The organism is Hyphomonas sp., from assembly GCF_046313735.1.
Lineage (GTDB): Bacteria > Pseudomonadota > Alphaproteobacteria > Caulobacterales > Hyphomonadaceae > Hyphomonas.
This window is the reverse complement of the sequence record NZ_JBKBXW010000030.1, coordinates 1-18,357: the sequence shown is the minus strand read 5'-3', so window position 1 is coordinate 18,357 and position 18,357 is coordinate 1. Positions and strand designations below refer to the sequence as shown.

General features: G+C 66.1%; 12 protein-coding genes and 1 pseudogene. 10 read left to right on the top strand and 3 right to left on the bottom strand.

All coding sequences use genetic code 11. The features are described 5' to 3' along the window. The first annotated feature begins 30 nt into the window (after positions 1-30). From ACK4SV_RS14045 to ACK4SV_RS14010, 8 genes are all read left to right on the top strand, one after another. The gene (locus ACK4SV_RS14045) at positions 31-2,118 is read left to right on the top strand and encodes a TonB-dependent receptor family protein (RefSeq protein ID WP_409918472.1); all 2,088 of its coding nucleotides are present in this window, start codon (positions 31-33) and stop codon (positions 2,116-2,118) included. Next, positions 2,118-3,446 (top strand): hypothetical protein, encoded by a 1,329-nt coding sequence (locus tag ACK4SV_RS14040; RefSeq protein WP_409918471.1) that lies wholly within the window; start codon positions 2,118-2,120, stop codon positions 3,444-3,446. The genes ACK4SV_RS14045 and ACK4SV_RS14040 overlap by 1 nt, the downstream gene beginning before the upstream one ends. A gap of 128 nt (positions 3,447-3,574) precedes the next feature. Next, positions 3,575-5,077 (top strand): flavin-containing monooxygenase, encoded by a 1,503-nt coding sequence (locus ACK4SV_RS14035; protein ID WP_409918470.1) that lies wholly within the window; start codon positions 3,575-3,577, stop codon positions 5,075-5,077. A gap of 57 nt (positions 5,078-5,134) precedes the next feature. Next, positions 5,135-6,511, top strand: coding sequence for a magnesium transporter (gene mgtE / locus ACK4SV_RS14030; protein WP_409918469.1), 1,377 nt, complete (start codon positions 5,135-5,137; stop codon positions 6,509-6,511). 93 nt (positions 6,512-6,604) lie between these two features. Continuing rightward, positions 6,605-7,960 (top strand): glycoside hydrolase family protein, encoded by a 1,356-nt coding sequence (locus tag ACK4SV_RS14025; protein ID WP_409918468.1) that lies wholly within the window; start codon positions 6,605-6,607, stop codon positions 7,958-7,960. 38 nt (positions 7,961-7,998) lie between these two features. Then, positions 7,999-9,171 carry an isovaleryl-CoA dehydrogenase gene (locus tag ACK4SV_RS14020; protein ID WP_409918467.1) on the top strand — a complete coding sequence of 391 codons (1,173 nt, stop codon included), beginning with the start codon at positions 7,999-8,001 and terminating at the stop codon, positions 9,169-9,171. After that, complete coding sequence (locus ACK4SV_RS14015) at positions 9,168-10,130, top strand: alpha/beta fold hydrolase (RefSeq protein WP_409918466.1); 963 nt, start codon at positions 9,168-9,170, stop codon at positions 10,128-10,130. The genes ACK4SV_RS14020 and ACK4SV_RS14015 overlap by 4 nt, the downstream gene beginning before the upstream one ends. Positions 10,131-10,183: 53 nt before the next feature. Next, positions 10,184-10,732 (top strand): lipocalin family protein, encoded by a 549-nt coding sequence (locus tag ACK4SV_RS14010; protein WP_409918465.1) that lies wholly within the window; start codon positions 10,184-10,186, stop codon positions 10,730-10,732. Between the two features lie 66 nt (positions 10,733-10,798). Here ACK4SV_RS14010 and ACK4SV_RS14005 read toward each other — a convergent pair whose 3' ends face one another. The 3 genes from ACK4SV_RS14005 to ACK4SV_RS13995 all read right to left on the bottom strand — a co-directional run bounded on the left by ACK4SV_RS14005 (position 10,799) and on the right by ACK4SV_RS13995 (position 15,325). Then, the gene (locus ACK4SV_RS14005; protein WP_409918464.1) at positions 10,799-11,287 is read right to left on the bottom strand and encodes an SRPBCC family protein; all 489 of its coding nucleotides are present in this window, start codon (positions 11,285-11,287) and stop codon (positions 10,799-10,801) included. A 103-nt stretch (positions 11,288-11,390) separates the two neighbouring features. Then, complete coding sequence (locus ACK4SV_RS14000) at positions 11,391-13,355, bottom strand: ATP-binding protein (RefSeq protein WP_409918463.1); 1,965 nt, start codon at positions 13,353-13,355, stop codon at positions 11,391-11,393. A 185-nt stretch (positions 13,356-13,540) separates the two neighbouring features. Further along, positions 13,541-15,325: a patatin-like phospholipase family protein gene (locus tag ACK4SV_RS13995; RefSeq protein ID WP_409918462.1), complete on the bottom strand. Its 1,785-nt coding sequence runs from the start codon at positions 15,323-15,325 to the stop codon at positions 13,541-13,543. Between the two features lie 130 nt (positions 15,326-15,455). On the opposite strand from ACK4SV_RS13995, the gene ACK4SV_RS13990 reads away from it, so the two are divergent. Next, complete coding sequence (locus ACK4SV_RS13990) at positions 15,456-17,063, top strand: carboxyl transferase domain-containing protein (protein WP_409918461.1); 1,608 nt, start codon at positions 15,456-15,458, stop codon at positions 17,061-17,063. 184 nt (positions 17,064-17,247) lie between these two features. Then, positions 17,248-18,357 (top strand): annotated as a pseudogene (locus tag ACK4SV_RS13985) (hypothetical protein); the annotation flags it as partial.

Below are 18,357 nucleotides of genomic sequence, written 5' to 3'. Positions count from 1 at the left end.
CCTGCACCGGACATTTCAGAGTCCAAGCACGTGAAAAACCAACCCTCCCAGCGGCCCCGTACGGGCGCAACCCATGTCCTGCCGGCCCTCGGCGCCCTCGCGCTCGCCGCCGTCCTGCCAGCTATCGCCGATGACGAAACCTCTCGTCTCCCAGTCGTCACCACCTTTGGCGACGCCCTCGACGAGGACGCCGCCAAGGCCGCCGCCGAAGCCGCCACCCGCCCCGGCAACGTCTCCGTTGTCCCGGCCTCGGAGTTTCAGGACCGCTACGCCGTCACCCTGCGCGACACGCTGGCATTCACCCCCGGCGTCATTGCCCAGCCCCGTTTCGCCGAAGAAGTCCGCCTCTCCATCCGGGGCTCGGGCGTTGCCAACAATGCCCACCTGCGCGGTGTGGAACTCCTGTTCGACGGCGTGCCCATCAGCGCGGCTGACGGCTTCGGCGACTATCAGGAACTCGACCCGGGCTTCACCAACCATTTGACCGTCTGGCGCGGGGCCAACGCCTTCGCCACCGGCGCGGCCAGCCTCGGCGGCGCCATCGAATACGCCGCCATCACCGCCCGCAACTCCGGCGCAGACCCCTTCCTCCGCCTCGAAGGCGGCAGCTATGGCACCGCCCGTGCCCATGCCCGCGCGGGCTGGGTGGGCGAAAGGCTCGATGTGATCGTCGCTGGCACCATGCAGCAGCAGGATGGCTTCCGGCAGAACGCCCAGCAATCGAATGGCCGCATCTATGCCAATGCCGGCTGGCGCTGGAATGACCGCGCGGTCACCCGCTTCGGCATCCTCGGCAATGACGTGAACCAGGAAATCCCCGGCGCGCTGACCATCGCGCAGGCCCTCGCCACGCCGAAGGCCGCCAATGCCGGTGCCTACAATTTCCGCTTTGGCCGGGACGTGAACTCCTGGCGCAGCTGGACGCGCACCGAGATCGACACCGGCGCCCTCGGCAAGGTCACCTTCGGCGGTTCGTACACGGAAAAAGGCCTCTACCATCCGCTCAGCATCGTCATCGACCAGCACACGATCGACAGCATGCTGTTCGCCCGCCTCGATGGCGGGGCAGAACTCTCCGGCCTGCCGGTGGAATGGACGCTCGGCACCCGCTGGCGCGACGCGCGCACTGCCGCCCGCGTCTTCACCGCCACCGCCAACCGCCAAACGCAGCGAGGTTTCAGGATCGGCAACTCGCTGCAATATGCCGGCGGCCTCGACCTTTACGGCGAACTGCGCGTGAAACCCACCGAGACACTGACGCTGCTCGCGGGCCTGAACAGCATCGACACCTCCCGCGAAGTCGTGAACCGCATCAATCGGGCCCTCAGCGACGAGAAGGACTTCACCCAGGTCAGCCCGAAGGTCGGCGTGGTCTGGGCCCCGTCCGAAACCTTCACAGTGTTCAGCAACCTCTCCGGCATCTACGAGCCGCCGGCTTTCGGCCAGCTGACGCAGGGCGGCGCCGCCGGCTTCACGCCCATCGAGGCGCAGGAAGGCATCTCCTTCGAAATCGGCGTGCGCGGGGCAACGCCGCGCCTCGCCTATGAGCTCACCTTCTACGACGCGCGGCTGGAGAACGAGTTCATCGCCTTCCAGACCTCGCCGCTGATCCCGGCCGCCACCTTCAATGCCGAAGACACCATCCACCGCGGCGTCGAGGCTGGCCTCACCGTGCTCATCGCGGATGACCTCTATGGCGGGCGCCTCACCACGCGCGGCGCGCTCACCTGGAGCGATTTCAGCTTCGATGGCGACCGCGTCTATGGCGACAACACGCTTGCCGGCGTGCCGGAAACCGTCGTTTCCGGCGAGCTTGCCTGGACCAATGGCCGCCTGCGCATCGCGCCGTCCGTATACGTCCAGTCAGACACCTGGGTGGACTTTGCCAACACGCTGAAGATCCCGGGCCACACGCTCTACAATCTCAGCACCTCCTGGCAACTGAATGACCGCGTGGCCGTCTTCGCCGAGGGCCGCAACCTGACGGACAAGCGCCACATCACGATGACCTCCACCATCGCGAACGCCGCGGCCCCCGGCGCCAACCTCGCCGTGGCCACCCCCGGCGATGGCCTCTCCGTCTATGGCGGCGTCCGCCTCAGCCTCGGAGGCAAATGATGCAAACGCGGCATCTGCATCGCAAGCTCGGCTGGGTTGCTGCCTTTGTGGCGATGGCCTGGGCCTTCACCGGATTCCTGCACCCTGTCATGAACTGGACGGCCCCGCGCGCCGCGATCCAGATGCCGCCACTGTCTCCCCTCGCGCTGCCGCCGGAAGGGCTTGTCCCTCCCGGCGACGCGCTGCGCGCAGCGGGGCTCGAGGCGAGCGCCCATGTCCGCCTCGCCGAAGTCGGCGGTGAGCTTTACTGGTTCGCCGCCGATCCCGGCGCCCCGGCCCGCATCGTCCTCAACGCCCGCACAGGCGCGCCGGATACAGGCGCCGAAGCCGCCCACGCCATCGCGCTCGCCCGCCACTATGCCGACCTGCCGGATACGGAGGTTCTCTCCGTCCGTCCTGTGGATCAATTCTCCACGAACTATCCGTCCATCAACCGGCTCCTGCCGGTCTGGGAAGTGCGCCTCGATACACCGGATGGCCTCACACTCTATGTCGATACCGGCATGGACCGGCTCGGCGCCGTCACCAACTCCCAGCGCCGCGCTCTCCTCGCCATCTTCCAGAACGTCCACACGCTGAACTTTCTCTCCTTCGCAGAGCCCCTGCGAATTGCGGTGCTGACGCTCCTGATCCTCACGGTCGTCGCCACCACGCTGATCGGCGCCGCGCTGCTCCTGAAGGCCAAGGGCAGGGGCCTGCGCCGCGCCCACACGCTTGCCGCCTGGGTCGCCCTCCCCATCATCCTCGCCTACACCCTCTCCGGCCTCTTCCACCTGTTCATGACGAACGATCTCCACGCCCGCGCCCTGCCGGCGCCCGAAGCCTTCCCCCTCGCCGCGCTGGAAGCGCCGCACCTCGAAGACCCCGCCCTCAACAGCCTCATCGCCACCGCCGGCCCCGGCGGCGCGCCCCTCTGGCGCCTCGAAAGCGTCTCCGGCATCCGCTACACCGGCGCCCCGGATGGCTTCACCGATGCCGACCGCGCCCGCAGCCTCGCTGGCGCCGCGCCGGACGCCCCGGTCAGCTTCGTCACCCGCTTCGAGGGCGGCTACAGCTTTGCCGACAAACGCCTGCCCGTGATGCGCGTCGAAACGCCCACCGGCCTGGTCTTCACCGATGTCCGTGAAGGCCTCATCGCCGCGATGCCCTACACCACCGCGCTCGGTCAGGCCGAAAAGTGGAGCTTCAACAACCTCCACAAATGGGAATTCCTCAAACCCATCGGCACCCGCAACCGCGACATCGGCACCATGCTCGCCACCCTCGCCATCCTCCTCACAGCGGCCCTCGGCCTGAGCCTGCAGTTCAGACGCCGCCGTCGCCGCTGAAACCCCTTGCTTGCCTCTGCGGCATCTAGGGCGGATTGCGTATTCACCCGCCTTCCTCCCAGGGCGTAACTTGCCATGAAACACGCAAGAGGCCCGCGCCGCGTATGCCGGGCCCAGGGAGGATATGCATGGCCGATACCGCAACGCTGAAAACCACCGGGACAAAGCCAAAGACCGAGCATTTCGATGTGCTTGTCGTCGGCGCGGGCATTTCCGGCGTCGGCGCGGCGTATCACCTGAAAACCCAGACGCCGAAGAAATCCTTCGTGGTGCTCGAAGCCTATGAAACCTTCGGCGGCACCTGGCACATGCACCGCTATCCCGGCATCCGCTCGGATTCCGATCTCTACACCTTCGGCTACCGCTTCAAGCCCTGGGTCGGACCTCCGATTGCCAGCCGCGAGGAAATCCTCAAATACATGGGCGAAGTGATCGAGGAAAACGGCCTCGCCCCCTACATCCGCTATCGCCACCGCATCCTCTCGGCCAGCTGGTCGAGCGCGAAGAAACGCTGGACTGTCAAGGCCGAACGCCCGGATACCGGCGATATCCTCACCTTCACCGCCAAATTCCTCTGGATGTGCCAGGGCTATTACAAGCATGCCGAAGGCTACACGCCCGAATGGCCCGGCATGGCCGACTTCAAGGGCGAAATCGTCCACCCCCAGACCTGGCCGGAGGACATGGACCTCACCGGCAAACGCGTCATCTGCATCGGCTCCGGCGCCACGGCCGCCACGGTCGTCCCTGCGATTGCCGGCAAATGCGGCCACGTTACGCTGCTCCAGCGCTCGCCCACCTATTTCATCCCCGCGCGCAACGAGAACCTGCTGGCCGATGAGCTGCGCACCCTCGGCGTCGATGAAGCGTGGGTGCACGAGATCATCCGGCGCAAGTACAATCACGAGCAGGCCGAATTCACCCGCCGTTCCTTCGAGGAATCCGACACGGTGCGACAGGAACTGCTCGACGGGGTCAAGGCCTGCCTGCCGGAAGACTTTGACATGTCGCACTTCACCCCCGCCTACCGCCCGTGGCAGCAGCGTATCGCCTTCGTGCCCGATGCCGACCTCTTCGAAGGCATCAAGGCCGGCCATGCCAGCGTCGTCACCGGTCATATCGACCGGTTTACCCCCAAGGGCATCCTGCTGAAATCGGGAGAGGAGCTGGAGGCCGATGTCATCATCACCGCCACCGGTTTCGACCTCTCCGTCCTCGGCGGGATCCCGTTCACCGTCGATGGCAAGCCGGTCAACTGGTCCGACACCGTCACCTATCGCGGCATGATGTTCACCGGCGTGCCGAACCTCGTCTGGGTGTTCGGCTATTTCCGCGCCAGCTGGACGCTGCGGGTCGACATGCTCGGCGATTTCGTCTGCCGCCTCCTGAAACAGATGGACTCGAAAAAAGCCAAACAGGTCGAAGTCGCCCTGCGCCCGCAGGACCACAATATGGAAATCCTGCCCTGGATCGACGAGTCGAACTTCAATCCCGGCTATCTCGCCCGCTCCATGCACCTGATGCCCAAGCGCGGCGACAAGCGCGAATGGCAACACACCCAGGACTACTGGCGCGAGAAAGACGAATTCCCGCTGATCGACCTCGACGGCGAGGAATTCCGCTACAGCTGAGCTGCGGCCCGCTGGCGCCCTTGCCCCGGCGTGCGGCTGCGGGCATGACAGGCGCCGATGACCGATCAGAGCTCCCAGTCTCAGGCCGAAACCCAGAAGGCCGATGCCGCGCTTGTGCGCGACATTGCCGATGCCGTGGCCGAGCGCGACATCCGCTGGCTGGCGCGCACGCTGCGGCGGATGCACCCGGCCGACGCTGCCGACGCGCTGGAAACGCTGCCCTATGACGAGTTCGAGGAAGCCGTCGAGCTTCTCGGCGAGGACCTGCCCTCCGAAATCCTGATCGAGCTGCGCGATTCCTACCGCGAAGGCGCGGTCGAGATGCTGCCCGACCAGGCCGTCGCGCAGGCGCTCGACGAACTCGATTCCGATGACGCGACCACCATCCTTGAAGACCTCGAGGAAGATCGGCGCGAGCGCATCCTGGAAGACCTCGCCCCCGTTGACCGGGCCGAGCTTGAGCGCAGCCTCGCCTATGAGGAGGAAACCGCCGGCCGCCTGATGCAGACCGAATTCGTGGCCGTGCCCGAATTCTGGAGCGTCGGCGAAACGATCGACCATGCCCGCGGACTCGGCGCAGAGCTGCCGGAAACCTTTTACGAGATATATGTCGTCGATCCGGCCCACCGGCTGCTCGGCATCGTGCCGCTCGCCGCGCTGCTGCGCCAGCCGCGCGATGTGAAGCTCGAAGACATCATGCACGATCCGACAACAACGCTCACCCCGGATCTCGATCAGGAAGACGTCGCCTTCCAGTTCCAGAAATACTCGCTCGCTTCCGCCCCGGTGACCGACCATGCCAACCGCCTCGTCGGTATGATCACGGTCGATGACATGGTCGACGTCATCCAGGAAGAGCATTCGGAAGACCTGCTCGCCCTGTCGAACGTGTCCTCGGCGGATGCCTCTGATACCGTCTTCGAGACCGTCAAGGCCCGCGTCCCCTGGCTCGCGGTAAACCTGCTCACCGCCTTCATCGCCTCGGCGATCATCTCGGTCTTCGAAGGCGCCATCGAACAGCTTGTCGCCCTCGCCATCCTGATGCCGGTCGTGGTCGCCCTTGGCGGCAATGCCGGCAGCCAGGGGCTCGCCGTCGCCGTGCGCGCCATCGCCACGCGCGAACTCGACGGTGCTTCGGCCCGGCGCACCATTCTGCGCGAAGTCCTCGCAGCCCTGATCAACGGCCTGATCATCGGTGCGGGTGTCGGCCTGATCACTGTCTTCTGGTTCAACGACCTGCGCCTTGGCATCGTAATCGCCGCCGCGATGCTTGCCACTTTCCTCTGGGCGGGCCTCTCCGGCATCCTCGTGCCGCTGACCCTGAAACGCCTCGGCGCAGACCCTGCCGTGGCCTCGTCCGTGTTCGTCCTGACGCTGACTGATGTGATGGCGTTCTTCACCTTCCTCGGCCTTGCGAGCCTCGTCCTGTTATAATCCGCCCGGATTTCAGGCCGAATCTCGCGCTTCAGGCGAACAGGCGCGCCTTTTGCACAGCATGGCAGTAGGCAAAATGCCGTTCGTACCAGAATGGAGCAGCTATTGGGTGGCCCGCTGCGCACATCCCCGGAAGGGCTCGAGCTCATCATGGGCTTCGAGGGCTTCCGGCCGCGTGCCAGCCGCCTGCCGGATGGCCAGTGGCTGATCGGTTACGGCCACACCCGCACGGCCCGGTCCGGGCTCCGGATCACCCGCGCTGATGCGCAGCTCTTGCTGCAGTTTGCAGACCTTCCGCCCATCGAGACGATGCTGCAGGAACAGGTGCTCGCCCCGCTCACCCAGAACGAATTCGACGCCCTCGTCTCCTTCGCCTGGAACATCGGCCCCGGCGCCTTCCGTAATTCTGGCGTGCTCGCCTACCTGAACCAGGGCGACCGCCTCGCGGCCGCAGGGGATATGTGGCACTGGCGCAAGGGCCGCATGGGCAGCGAGGTCCGGGTCATCGACGCCCTCGTGCGCCGCCGCGCGGCCGAGATCGCGCTGTTCCTCAGCCATCCCGCCGGGCCCGCCCCGGTGCCCGGCGCGCTCGTGCGCCCGATGCCGGATGAGAGCCCGGCGCGCAGCGCCGCCGCGCCGCCGCCGCCGGAAGAAGCCCCCGTCATCATCGACACCCGCCCGGCCGCCGCGCGGCCCGGTCCCGCCAGCGTCCAGCCGGTCCTGTCTCCGCCGCAGGCGGCGGCCCGCGCCGTCTCCGAACGCCTCGCCCGCATCCTCGGCGACGCAGGCGCAGATACAGGCGCAGATACAGGCGCAGACACAGGCGCAGACACAGGCCGGGAGACGCCCCAGCCCATCCCCGAAAGCCCGCCCGCTGGCCTCAGCGTCGAGGAAATCACCCGCGCCATCGCCGACCTCGCCGGCCCGGCCGACCCGTCTGCCCCGACATCTCCCATGCGTGGCCCGCCCGATGGCATCGAGCGCCGCCGGGGCCTGCGCCCGCCTGTGGCCGATGCAGAAGCCGCACCCCCGCCAGAGCCGGTCGAGGAGGCTGCGCCCCCGCCGCCGCCTATCCAGCCCGTCCCGGCGCCGGCCCCGGATTCAGACCCGGACACCCCGCTGCCGCCGGCCGAATCGGCCATGGTCGACGATCTCGCCCCCGCGTCCATCGACCCGGCCAGCGTCGCGCGCGCCATCCGCGAGAATGGCGGCAGCCAGCCACATCGCAATGGCGCCATCCGGCTCGGCCAGTGGATGCCCTTCGCGCTGCTGTCCGGCCTCGGCCTTGTCGGCCTCTTTGCGGGCGTCCAGCGCTTCATCGCCCTCGCCGCCAGCGCGCCCGTCAGCGAGGCGGACCTCTGGCTCGGCCCGCTGCTGGCGCTGGGCGGCGGTTTCCTGTTCGTGGTCTCGACCTATTACCTCTACCGCGCCCTCTCCGGCGAGGAATAGCGGCTGACAGGCAGGGGCAGCCTTGCTAGGGAAGCCCCATGCTGACGAACACCTATCCCACACTGAACTTCGATCTCGGTGAAACGGCGGACATGATCCGCGAAACCGTGAAAAACTTTGCCCAGGCCGAAATCGCCCCCCGCGCCGCTGAAATCGACCGGACGGACGTTTTCCCCCGCGACCTGTTGCCCAAGATGGGCGAGCTTGGCCTCCTCGGCATCACGGTGGAGGAAGACTGGGGTGGCACCGGCCTCGGTTATCTCGAACACGTCGTCGCGATGGAGGAAATCTCCCGCGCCTCCGCCTCGGTCGGCCTCTCCTATGGCGCCCACTCGAACCTCTGCGTCAACCAGTTGCGCCGCTGGGGCAATGACGCGCAGAAAACCCGCTACCTGCCGAAACTCATCTCCGGCGAGCATCTCGGCGCCCTCGCCATGAGCGAGAGTGGGGCGGGCTCCGACGTCGTCTCGATGAAGCTGCGCGCCGAGAAGAAAGGCGACCGCTACATCCTCAACGGCACCAAGATGTGGATCACCAATTCTCCGGATGCGGACGTTCTCATCGTCTATGCCAAGACCGAGCCGGAGAAAGCCAGCCGCGGCATCACCGCCTTCCTGATCGAGCGCGGCATGAAAGGCTATTCCGTCGCCCAGAAGCTCGACAAGCTCGGGATGCGCGGCTCGGAAACCGGCGAGCTCCTGTTCGAGGACTGCGAAGTGCCGGAAGAAAACGTCATGGGCCCCCTCAATGGCGGCGTGGGCGTCCTGATGAGCGGACTTGATTATGAGCGCGCGGTCCTCTCTGCGGGCCCCATCGGCATCATGCAGGCCTGCATGGATGTCGTCCTGCCTTACATCCACGACCGCAAGCAGTTCGGCCAGCCCATCGGCGAATTCCAGCTCATCCAGGGCAAGATCGCCGACATGTATGTCCAGATGAACGCCGCCCGCGCCTATGTCTATGCCGTCGCCAAGGCCTGCGACCGGGGCGAGACCACGCGCAAGGACGCTGCCGGCGCTATTCTGTATGCGGCCGAAATCGCCACGAAGCTCGCCCTCGACGCCATCCAGATCCTCGGCGGCAACGGCTATATCAACGACTACCCCACAGGCCGCCTCCTGCGCGACGCCAAGCTCTACGAAATCGGTGCCGGCACCAGCGAAATCCGCCGCTGGCTCATCGGCCGCGAACTCTTCGGCGAGACGGCGTGACCATCGGCGGCCAGTTCACCCTGTTCGGTGTGCTGGCCGCAGTCCTGATTGCCGGGCTGGGATTTGCCATTGTCCTTTCACGGACGGAATCGCTTGAGCGGCGCAAAGCGCTCGCTGCTCAATCTGAACTCATGCAAACGCCCTTCGGAACGGTCGAATATGCCGCCATGGGCGAGGGGCCGCCCGTCCTCGTGATCCATGGGGCAGGGGGCGGCTTTGATCAGGGCCTGCTCCTCGCAGATGCGGTCGGCGGCACGGGCCGCCGCTGGGTCGCCGTGTCGCGCTTCGGCTACCTGCGCAGTCCATTGCCGCCGGATGCCTCCACCGCTGCGCAAGCCGATGCGCTCGCAGCCTTCCTGAGCGCGTACACCCCCGGACCGGTCGATGTGCTCGCCATGTCCGGCGGCGTTCCGCCCGCCCTTCAACTCGCGGCCCGCCATCCGGGGCAGGTGCGCGCGATGGTTCTCCTGTCATCTGCCCCCTTCACACCGTTCAGCGGCGAAGTCGAGGATCGCCCGGTCCCGGCTTCCGTCTATACGGCAATTGCGGGAAGTGATGCCGGCTTCTGGACGCTGCGGCGGATCGCGCCGGAAACCCTGAAGTCTGCTTTTGATGCCCGCCCGGATCTTCTGACCACGGAAGAAGATACAACCTTCGTGCAGCGCCTGATCGACGGTTTCCAGCCTGCATCCGGCCGGCTGGATGGACTGCGCAATGAGATCGCTGCAGTCGATCCTGGCGCCGTCTACGAACTGGAAGCCATCCGCGCGCCGGTTCTCGTCATCCATGCCGCCGATGACCGGCTGAACCCGGTCGCCATCAGCGAAACCCTTGCCGCCCGCATCCCCGGCGCAGAATTCATCCGGTATGAAACTGGCGGACACTTGCTGCTCGGCAGGCATGAAGTCTTGCGCGGGATTGTGCCTGCATTCTTCGGCGCGCAATCGTCCGCGCCCTGAACTGGCAGGTGCAGCCGGTTGACCCTCCGGGCCGCAAGGATAGATAATCTGCCATGCGCTTCATTTTCGCCGCCGCCTTCGCACTGCCACTCCTCACCGCCTGCATCTCGCAGCCGGACTATCGCAACAATCCGGAGCCACCGCCCACCGTCGCCTCGGTTGACATCGACCGTTATGCCGGGCGCTGGTTCGAGATCGCGCGCTATCCGAACTGGTTCCAGCGCAATTGCGGGCCGAGCGAAGCCATCTACGCCCGCCGCGAGGATGGCCGCATCTCGGTCCTCAACTCCTGCGAGACCGAGGACGGCGGCACGGACGATATCGAAGGCAGCGCCCGCATCCTTGACGGCTCCGGCAATGCGAAACTGAAAGTCCGCTTTGCGCCCGGCTGGATCCCCTTCGCCGAGGGCGATTACTGGGTGCTTCATCTGGAGCCGGACTATTCCGCCGTTCTGGTGGGCGAGCCGCGCGGCCAGTATCTCTGGATCCTCGCCCGCGAGGCTGATCCGGACCCGGACATTATCAACCGCATCCTCGCCCGCGCGCAGGCCCTCGGCTACCAAACCGCCCCCCTCGAATGGCCCCGCGGCAGGCCGGGGTGATCCTGAAGCGGCGTTCCGAAAAGTGGGAACCGGTTTTCGGAAAAAACGCCGCGACAAATCAGAGTTCTAGCGAAACCGCTCCGGGTTCGCCGCGATCAGTTTTTCCAGCTTCGGCATCCCCTCGCGCAGGCCCTTTTCCAGCTGGCCGGTGATGATGCCGCCGAGCAGCAGCGGCGCCGCCGCCTTGCCCGTCCAGTGCATCTCGCAGCCGCCATCGACGCCGACGACCCGGTAATCCTCCACCGCCGCCGTCACCGGCAGAGTGGACGCCTCGAAGCGGAACGCCATCCGCCGGCCATCCTCCCAGGCAAAGAACGTCTCCTCGATGATCTCGTTGCCGACCTCCACCGTGCGCGTCGTGCCGGCGCCAAACGGCTCAGGGCTCGTCCATGTCACCTTGGTGATCGGCAGCCACTCGGTCCATGCCACGGGATCAAGCAGCGCCTTCCACACCATCGCCGGCGGGAAGGGAAATCTGTGCACGACGCTCGATTGCTTCGCCTCGGCGAGGAAGTCCTCGCCCACGGCCTTGTGGGGTTTCGGGGTCTTGCCCATGATCGCCTCCGTTCAGAGGGCCGGTCTCCGCCGCCAGCCTCGTCACGGTCCTAGATGTCAGCTTTCCGCCGCCGCGTCCACGCCGCCGGAAACTGACCCCGCGTCAGCTGGCCACCTGCATACGATCTTCGACCGGCACGCTCAGCAGCCTGCTGATCATCGCCGTCAGCGTGCGCTCGTCGATGGGTTTGGAGACATAGCCGTCAAAGCCCATGGCGAGGTATTTCTCCCGGTCGCCGTGCATGGAATCAGCCGTCAGCGCGATCACCGGAACCATCCGCCCGGGGCTGTCCGACAGGCGCAGCCGCCGGAAGGCTTCCGCCCCATCGAGGCCCGGCATATGAATGTCCATCAGCACGATGTCCCACGGCTCGCGCTGCAGCGCCTCAAGCGCCTGATGCCCGTCCGCCGCCTCGCCGATCACGATGCCGTAATATTCGAGGAACGAGCGCGCGACCCGGCGGTTGATACCATTGTCATCCACCACCAGCGCCCGGCACCCTGTCAGCCCCGCACGCGTTGCCTTCACCGGGCGCAGCTCCGGCTTGCTGCTGGCCGCCGGGTGCATCATGTCCGCCGCCTCTGCCCGGAATGTCAGGGTAAAGACGGATCCGCGCCCAGGCTCGCTGACGACCGTCACATCCCCGCCCATCAGCCGCGCCAGCTTGCGTGTGATCGACAGTCCAAGCCCCGTGCCGCCGAACTTGCGTGTCGTGGAGCCATCCTCCTGCGCAAAGGATTCGAAAATCCGGTCGAGCTTCGCATTGTCGATGCCGCAGCCAGTGTCTGTCACATGCACAGTCACCAGATGATCACCGTCTCCCGTCTCGGCAGCGGTCATCACCGTCAGCACTTCGCCCTTGCTCGTGAACTTGATGGCGTTGGACACAAGATTGCTGATACATTGCCGTATACGGACAGGATCGAACACCAGCCGCGAGGGCACGCTCGGGTCCACATGCAGGCGCAGGCCGATGCCTTTTTCCTTTGCTGCCGTCTCGTGCAGGCGGAACAGGCTGCTCAGCTTGTGGCGCACATCGCCCGGCACAGGTGACATCTCCAGCCGCCCGGCCTCGATCTTCGACAGGTCAAGAATGTCGTTCAGGAGCACCATCAGCGTCTTGCCGGATTCCAGGATCACATTCACCTGTTCGGCCTGCTGCGGGCTCAGCCCGCTATGGGTCAGCACTTGCGCCATGCCCAGCACGCCGTTCAGCGGAGTACGGATCTCATGGCTCATATTGGCCAGGAATTCGCTTTTCAGGCGCGTGGCCTGCTCGGCCCGGTGCAGCGCGTCGCGCAGCTCATGCGCCCGGCGGCGTTCCTCGCGCACATCGCGGATGTAGGTGATGAACACCATGTTCCCGGTGTCGCCCCAATGCGCGCTGGAGGTGGACGCCTGCACGCGGATCCGCTCGCCATCCTTCGTCACGGCTTCGGCATCGGCCACCTGCCGGATCAACTTGCCATCCTCGATATCGCTGATCGCCTTGGAACTCAGCGCAACCTCCGGATTGAGCGTCTTGACACCAAAAATGACGCCGACATTCTCGCCCACGAGGTCTTTCTCGCAGTAACCCAGAAGCTCCGTGATCGCATGGTTCACATAGCGAATGTTGCTGTTCGCGTCGGTGATGACGATGCCGTGGATCGCATAGTCGCAAGCCGCCCGTGCCAGGTTCAGGCGATTCAGCGCCCGGTCGCGCTCCTCGGCAATATCGGTAATCTCGTGCGAGCAGGCAATCGCGCCGCGCGGGGAAGGGGTGATGATCGTCTTCATCACCTTGCCCAGCATCGCCGCCGCCCGGCCTTTGCCGGTGATGAAGGTGCGCGGCTCACCCGTCTCGATCACCTCGATGACGTTCTTCACCATATCGGATTCACGATAGGCCGGGTCGAACTCGAACACCCGCATCCCGACAATGCTGCCGCCTTCCGGCAGGATTGATTCATTCATCAGCCGGTTGGCATCCACCCATTCCAGGTCGATGATGTTGCCCTGATCATCGCGGACCGGCGCGGTTTCGCACACAACCAGCGGCAGCAGGTCCAGGAGACTTGCGTCCATGGGAGAGTATTCCTTCAGCCTACTATCATGTTGGTTGTATTTTTTTGGGAATGATCCGCCAACTTGCTTAACACAATGTTGATTTCCCTCCGGGTGCGGACCGGCCGGAAAACTATTGCGCCTGTAGCAAAATATACAGTTCGCGCCGGATATGACCTGCTCGTCCGGGCCGTCCGGAAAGGGGCTCAGGCCGGCGCGCCCAGCCCGCGCATCTCATGGTCCTTCAGCACGTCCATGGCCGCCGCATAGCCTGCCTCGACCGCCGAATCATACGCCTTCCAGTCGCGCAGCTCCACATCCGGCAGGTCCGGAAGGATCAGCACATCGGCCATGTCGCGCGGGCTCAGCCGGTCATCGCGGATCGTCGCCGCCCGCATCAGCAGGCCCGCAATCGGCGGCGGCGCGGAGAAGCCATGCTTCAGCACCCAGCGCCAGAAACTCAGCGGACGCACGAATTCATCCGTGTTCAGCCCATCCGGCTGGCGCGAGACATCGCTGCCGACCACATAGCCCTGATGCATCTGGCGCATCAGATCCACCGGGAAATTGTCGAGCACCGCGCCGTCCACGAGAATGTCATTGCCATCCACCACCGGCGGGAGGATGCCGGGCAGGGAAATCGTCGCGCGCAGGGCGTCGCGCAGCCGCCCGGCCCGGTGCACGCGCACCTTGCTGGTCGCAAGGTTCGTGGACAGGGCAAAGAACGGAATGCGCAGGTCGCAGATCTCGGTGTCGCCGAAATGCTCCTCCAGCCGCTGGTTGACGCGCTTGCCCTTCACCATGCCCACGACCGGCAGGTTATAGTCGCCCAGCGGATTGGTCTCGACGAAGGCCTTGCGGATACGCTGGTCGATCTCGTCATCATCCCAGCCCATCGCCACGCAGCCGGCAACAACTGCGCCCATCGAGGCCCCGCCCGCAAAATCAATCGGAATGCCCAGCTCGCGCATCGCCCGGACCGCACCGATATGGCTGTAGGCCCGCGCCCCGCCGCCGGAGAATATGACGCCCACGGAGCGTCCGGACATCACCCGCGCCAGCCTTGCGGCGTCCTCCAGGCTGTCGCCGCGCCAGTGGAACAGGCGCTGCGCCCCGGCGGCGTCCACCCATTCCTGCGGCCGCGCCGCCCGGCGCTCCGCCCCCGGATGAAGCAGCACAACGTCCAGCAGCTTCAGCCGCTGCGCGGGCGAGCTGTCCTCCGGCATCAGCGGCGTGGAGGGGCGCGCATCAGACCGCGCCAGCACCCAGATCCGGTCCGCCTGCCGCGTGGCCAGGCGGAACCAGGCCGAATCCCCGATCGGCGCAATCAGGATCACGGCGTCATGGCGCGCTTCCAGGTCATCGAAGAACGCCGCCGGCTTCTCCCCGCCCATTGCCTCGTCCACGATCACCGCCTTGCGGCCATAACGGCTGAGCGCGGTGCGCAGCATCCGCGCCCGCAGAGGCACGTCGATGGTGGGCGAGGTGGAGAGCAGCGCAAACACCCGTGGCGGCGCCTCCGCCATCCTTGGCCCGCCCCGGCCCAGCCGGCGCAGGATAATCCGGATCATCCCCTCCAGCAGTTCGGGCTCGGACCGCACCAGCCGGTTCCATCCCGCCCGCGACAGCGCCACCACTTCAGAATCGCGCAAGGCATAGACAGATCCCGTATGCGGCGCATCATTTGGTGCCCCGTCGCCATTCAGGTCTGTCCCGCCGAGGAACAGCGCCATCTCGCCCGCCGGCTCGCCGGGTCGGATATGGCCGACGAAATCGCCCGCCGAATTGAACGTCCCCAGCGCACCTGACAGCACGAAATAGATCGAATCAGCTGCCTCGCCCGCCAGGAACAGCGGCTGGCCCGCCGGCAGCGAGAACCAGCGCGCTTCCTTGCCCGCCATCTTCATCGCCCGCTGCGAAACATCCTTCAGCAGCGGCACCGCTGTCAGGTCAGGTGAAATGCTGGCGGGCCCGCGCCGGAAGATGCCCATAATCGTAATGCCCTGGTCGAAACCTGCTAAGTGGATAGCACAAAACAGTTTACCAACCGGTGACAGGGCCGGGGGGCGCCGCTAATCCAGCGGTAAACGCTGCGTGATCCGCCATAAAGGAATTGCCGCCATGCCGGTGCTCAAATCTGCCATCGACGTCTCCGGCGCAAAATTCGCCGCCAACCGCGCCGCCATGCAGGCCCTGCTGGACGAGCTTCGCGCAAAGACCGCCAAAGCCGCCCTCGGCGGTCCGGAAGACTCCCGCCGCCGCCATACAGAGCGCGGCAAGCTCCTCCCGCGCGAGCGGGTCGAACGCCTCATCGACCCCGGCAGCGCCTTCCTCGAAATCGGCGCCCTTGCCGCCAACGGCATGTATGACGGCGAAGCCCCCGGCGCGGGCCTCATCACTGGCGTCGGCCGTGTCGAGGGCAGGGAATGCCTCATCGTCTGCAATGACGCGACCGTCAAAGGCGGCGCCTATTTCCCCATCACGGTCAAGAAACACCTGCGCGCGCAGGAAGTGGCGATGGAAAACCATCTGCCCTGCATCTACCTCGTCGACTCAGGCGGCGCGAACCTGCCCCACCAGTCTGAAGTCTTCCCGGACCGGGAACATTTCGGCCGCATCTTCTACAACCAGGCGCAGATGAGCGCGAAGGGCATCCCCCAGATCGCCGCCGTCATGGGCAGCTGCACCGCCGGCGGCGCTTACGTCCCCGCCATGTCGGATGAAACCGTCATCGTGCGCAAGCAGGGCACCATCTTCCTCGGCGGCCCGCCGCTCGTGAAGGCCGCCACCGGCGAGGAAATCAGCGCAGAGGATCTCGGCGGCGCCGATGTCCACGCCCGCCGCTCCGGCGTCGCGGACCATTACGCCGCCCATGATTCCCACGCCCTCGCCATCGTCCGCTCCATCGTCCGTACGCTGAGCAAACCCAAACCCCGGCCCTTCGAGCTCGCTGCCCCCGCCGAACCTCTCTACGACCCGCAAGAGATGCACGGCCTCGTCCCCCGGGATGTCCGCGAGCCCTATGACGCCCGCGAAGTCATTGCCCGCCTCGTCGATGGCTCGGAATTCCACGAGTTCAAGAAACTCTATGGCGAAACCCTCGTCTGCGGCTTCGCCCATCTTTACGGAATGCCCATCGCGATCCTCGCAAACAACGGCATCCTCTTCTCCGAAAGCGCGCAGAAAGCCGCTCACTTCATCGAGCTGGCCGACCAGCGCCGCATCCCGCTCGTCTTCCTGCAGAACATCACCGGCTTCATGGTCGGCTCGAAATACGAGGCCGGCGGCATCGCCAAGGACGGCGCCAAGATGGTCACCGCCGTCGCCACCGCCAGCGTCCCGAAATTCACCATCGTCACCGGCGGCAGCTTCGGCGCCGGCAATTACGGCATGTGCGGGCGCGCCTATTCGCCCCGCTTCCTCTTCATGTGGCCGAACGCGCGCATCTCCGTCATGGGCGGCGAGCAGGCCGCCAGCGTGCTCGCCACCGTCAAGCGCGACGGCATCGAGCGGCGCGGCGGCCAGTGGAGCGCCGAGGAAGAGGCGAGCTTCAAACAGCCCATCCGCGACCTCTACGAAGCCGAAGGCAACCCCTACTACTCCACCGCCCGCCTCTGGGACGACGGCATCATCGACCCCGCCGACACCCGCCGCGTCCTCGCCCTCGCCCTCTCCGCCAGCCTCAACGCCCCCTTCGGCGAGCGCGGCTTCGGCGTCTTCCGGATGTAGCCCGCCGCCCACGCCCCGTGCCATTCCGGAAGCCGCAAAGCGGCTATCCGGGGCCTTCTCACGGCAACGCGCACTCCCTCTCCCCCCTGTCATTCCGGCGAAAGCCGGAACCCAGCCTCCCCACCGCCCCCCATAATCATTGACGCACCGTCCCCTTGCGATTGAATAGGGATGCGAGGTGTACATGGCAGCGTTCTTAAAATTCCTGTTCGTAGTCCTCACCACCCTGGCGGGAGTGGCAGCAACATGGTGGGCGTTCCCCAACGCAGACCTCACCGTTCCCACCCATGAGACATGGCAGGACCGCGAAGTCTGGATACCCTGGTGGCCCTATGCCTCTGCGGCTGTCGGAAGCATGCTGGCAGGGCTGACAATCGTCTCCGCCCTGCCGAAACGCGGGGGCGCTGTCGCCGTTGCGGTTCCCGAGATCGACTATGACCGCCTCGCCGATGCCGTCGCAGCCCGTCTCGCCCCTCAAAACGACGAAGCTCCCGACCCAGCCCGCGCCGAAACCAAGGCCGAGGCCATCACTCGCACAATCACCGAGGAGCCCGAAGCCGCCCGCGAAATCGCCGAAGGCAACACGGCGCAGGGCTTTGAAGACCTCGAAGCCGCCGCGCGTGCCGACATGGCCAACGCAGCCCGGAAATGGCGCGACATCGGCGCCCTCGCTTTCGACACCGACCCCGCCCGCGCCCTGACCGCGTACCGCGAAGCCACCCGGCTGGATGCGAGCGACTTCTGGGCCTGGATTTACCTCGCAAGGCTGGAGCAAAGCTATGCGGGGAATACCACGGGCGCGCGGGTCGCAGCGCAATCCGCTCTGGAAAAAGCCGGGGATGCACGGGAAAAATCTGTTGCGCTTCGCGAAACCGGCGATGTGGCGGTTCAGGCGGGCGACCTTGCGGGCGCGCAGGCGGCCTATGCGGAGGGGCTTGAGCTTGCCCGCGCGCTGAGCGCGTCGAACCCCGGCTCGGCGGAGGCGAAGCGCGATGTGAGCGTCTCGCTTAACAAGCTGGGCGATATGGCGGTTCAGGCGGGGGACCTTGCGGGCGCGAAGGCGGCCTATGCGGAGGGGCTTGAGCTTGCCCGCGCGCTGAGCGCGTCGAACCCCGGCTCGGCGGAGGCGAAGCGGGATGTGAGCGTCTCGCTGGAGAGGCTGGGCGATGTGGCGGTTCGGGCGGGGGACCTTGCGGGGGCGCAATCTGCCTATGCGGAGGGGCTTGAGCTTCGCCGCGCGCTGAGCGCGTCGAACCCCGGCTCGGCGGAGGCGAAGCGGGATGTGAGCGTCTCG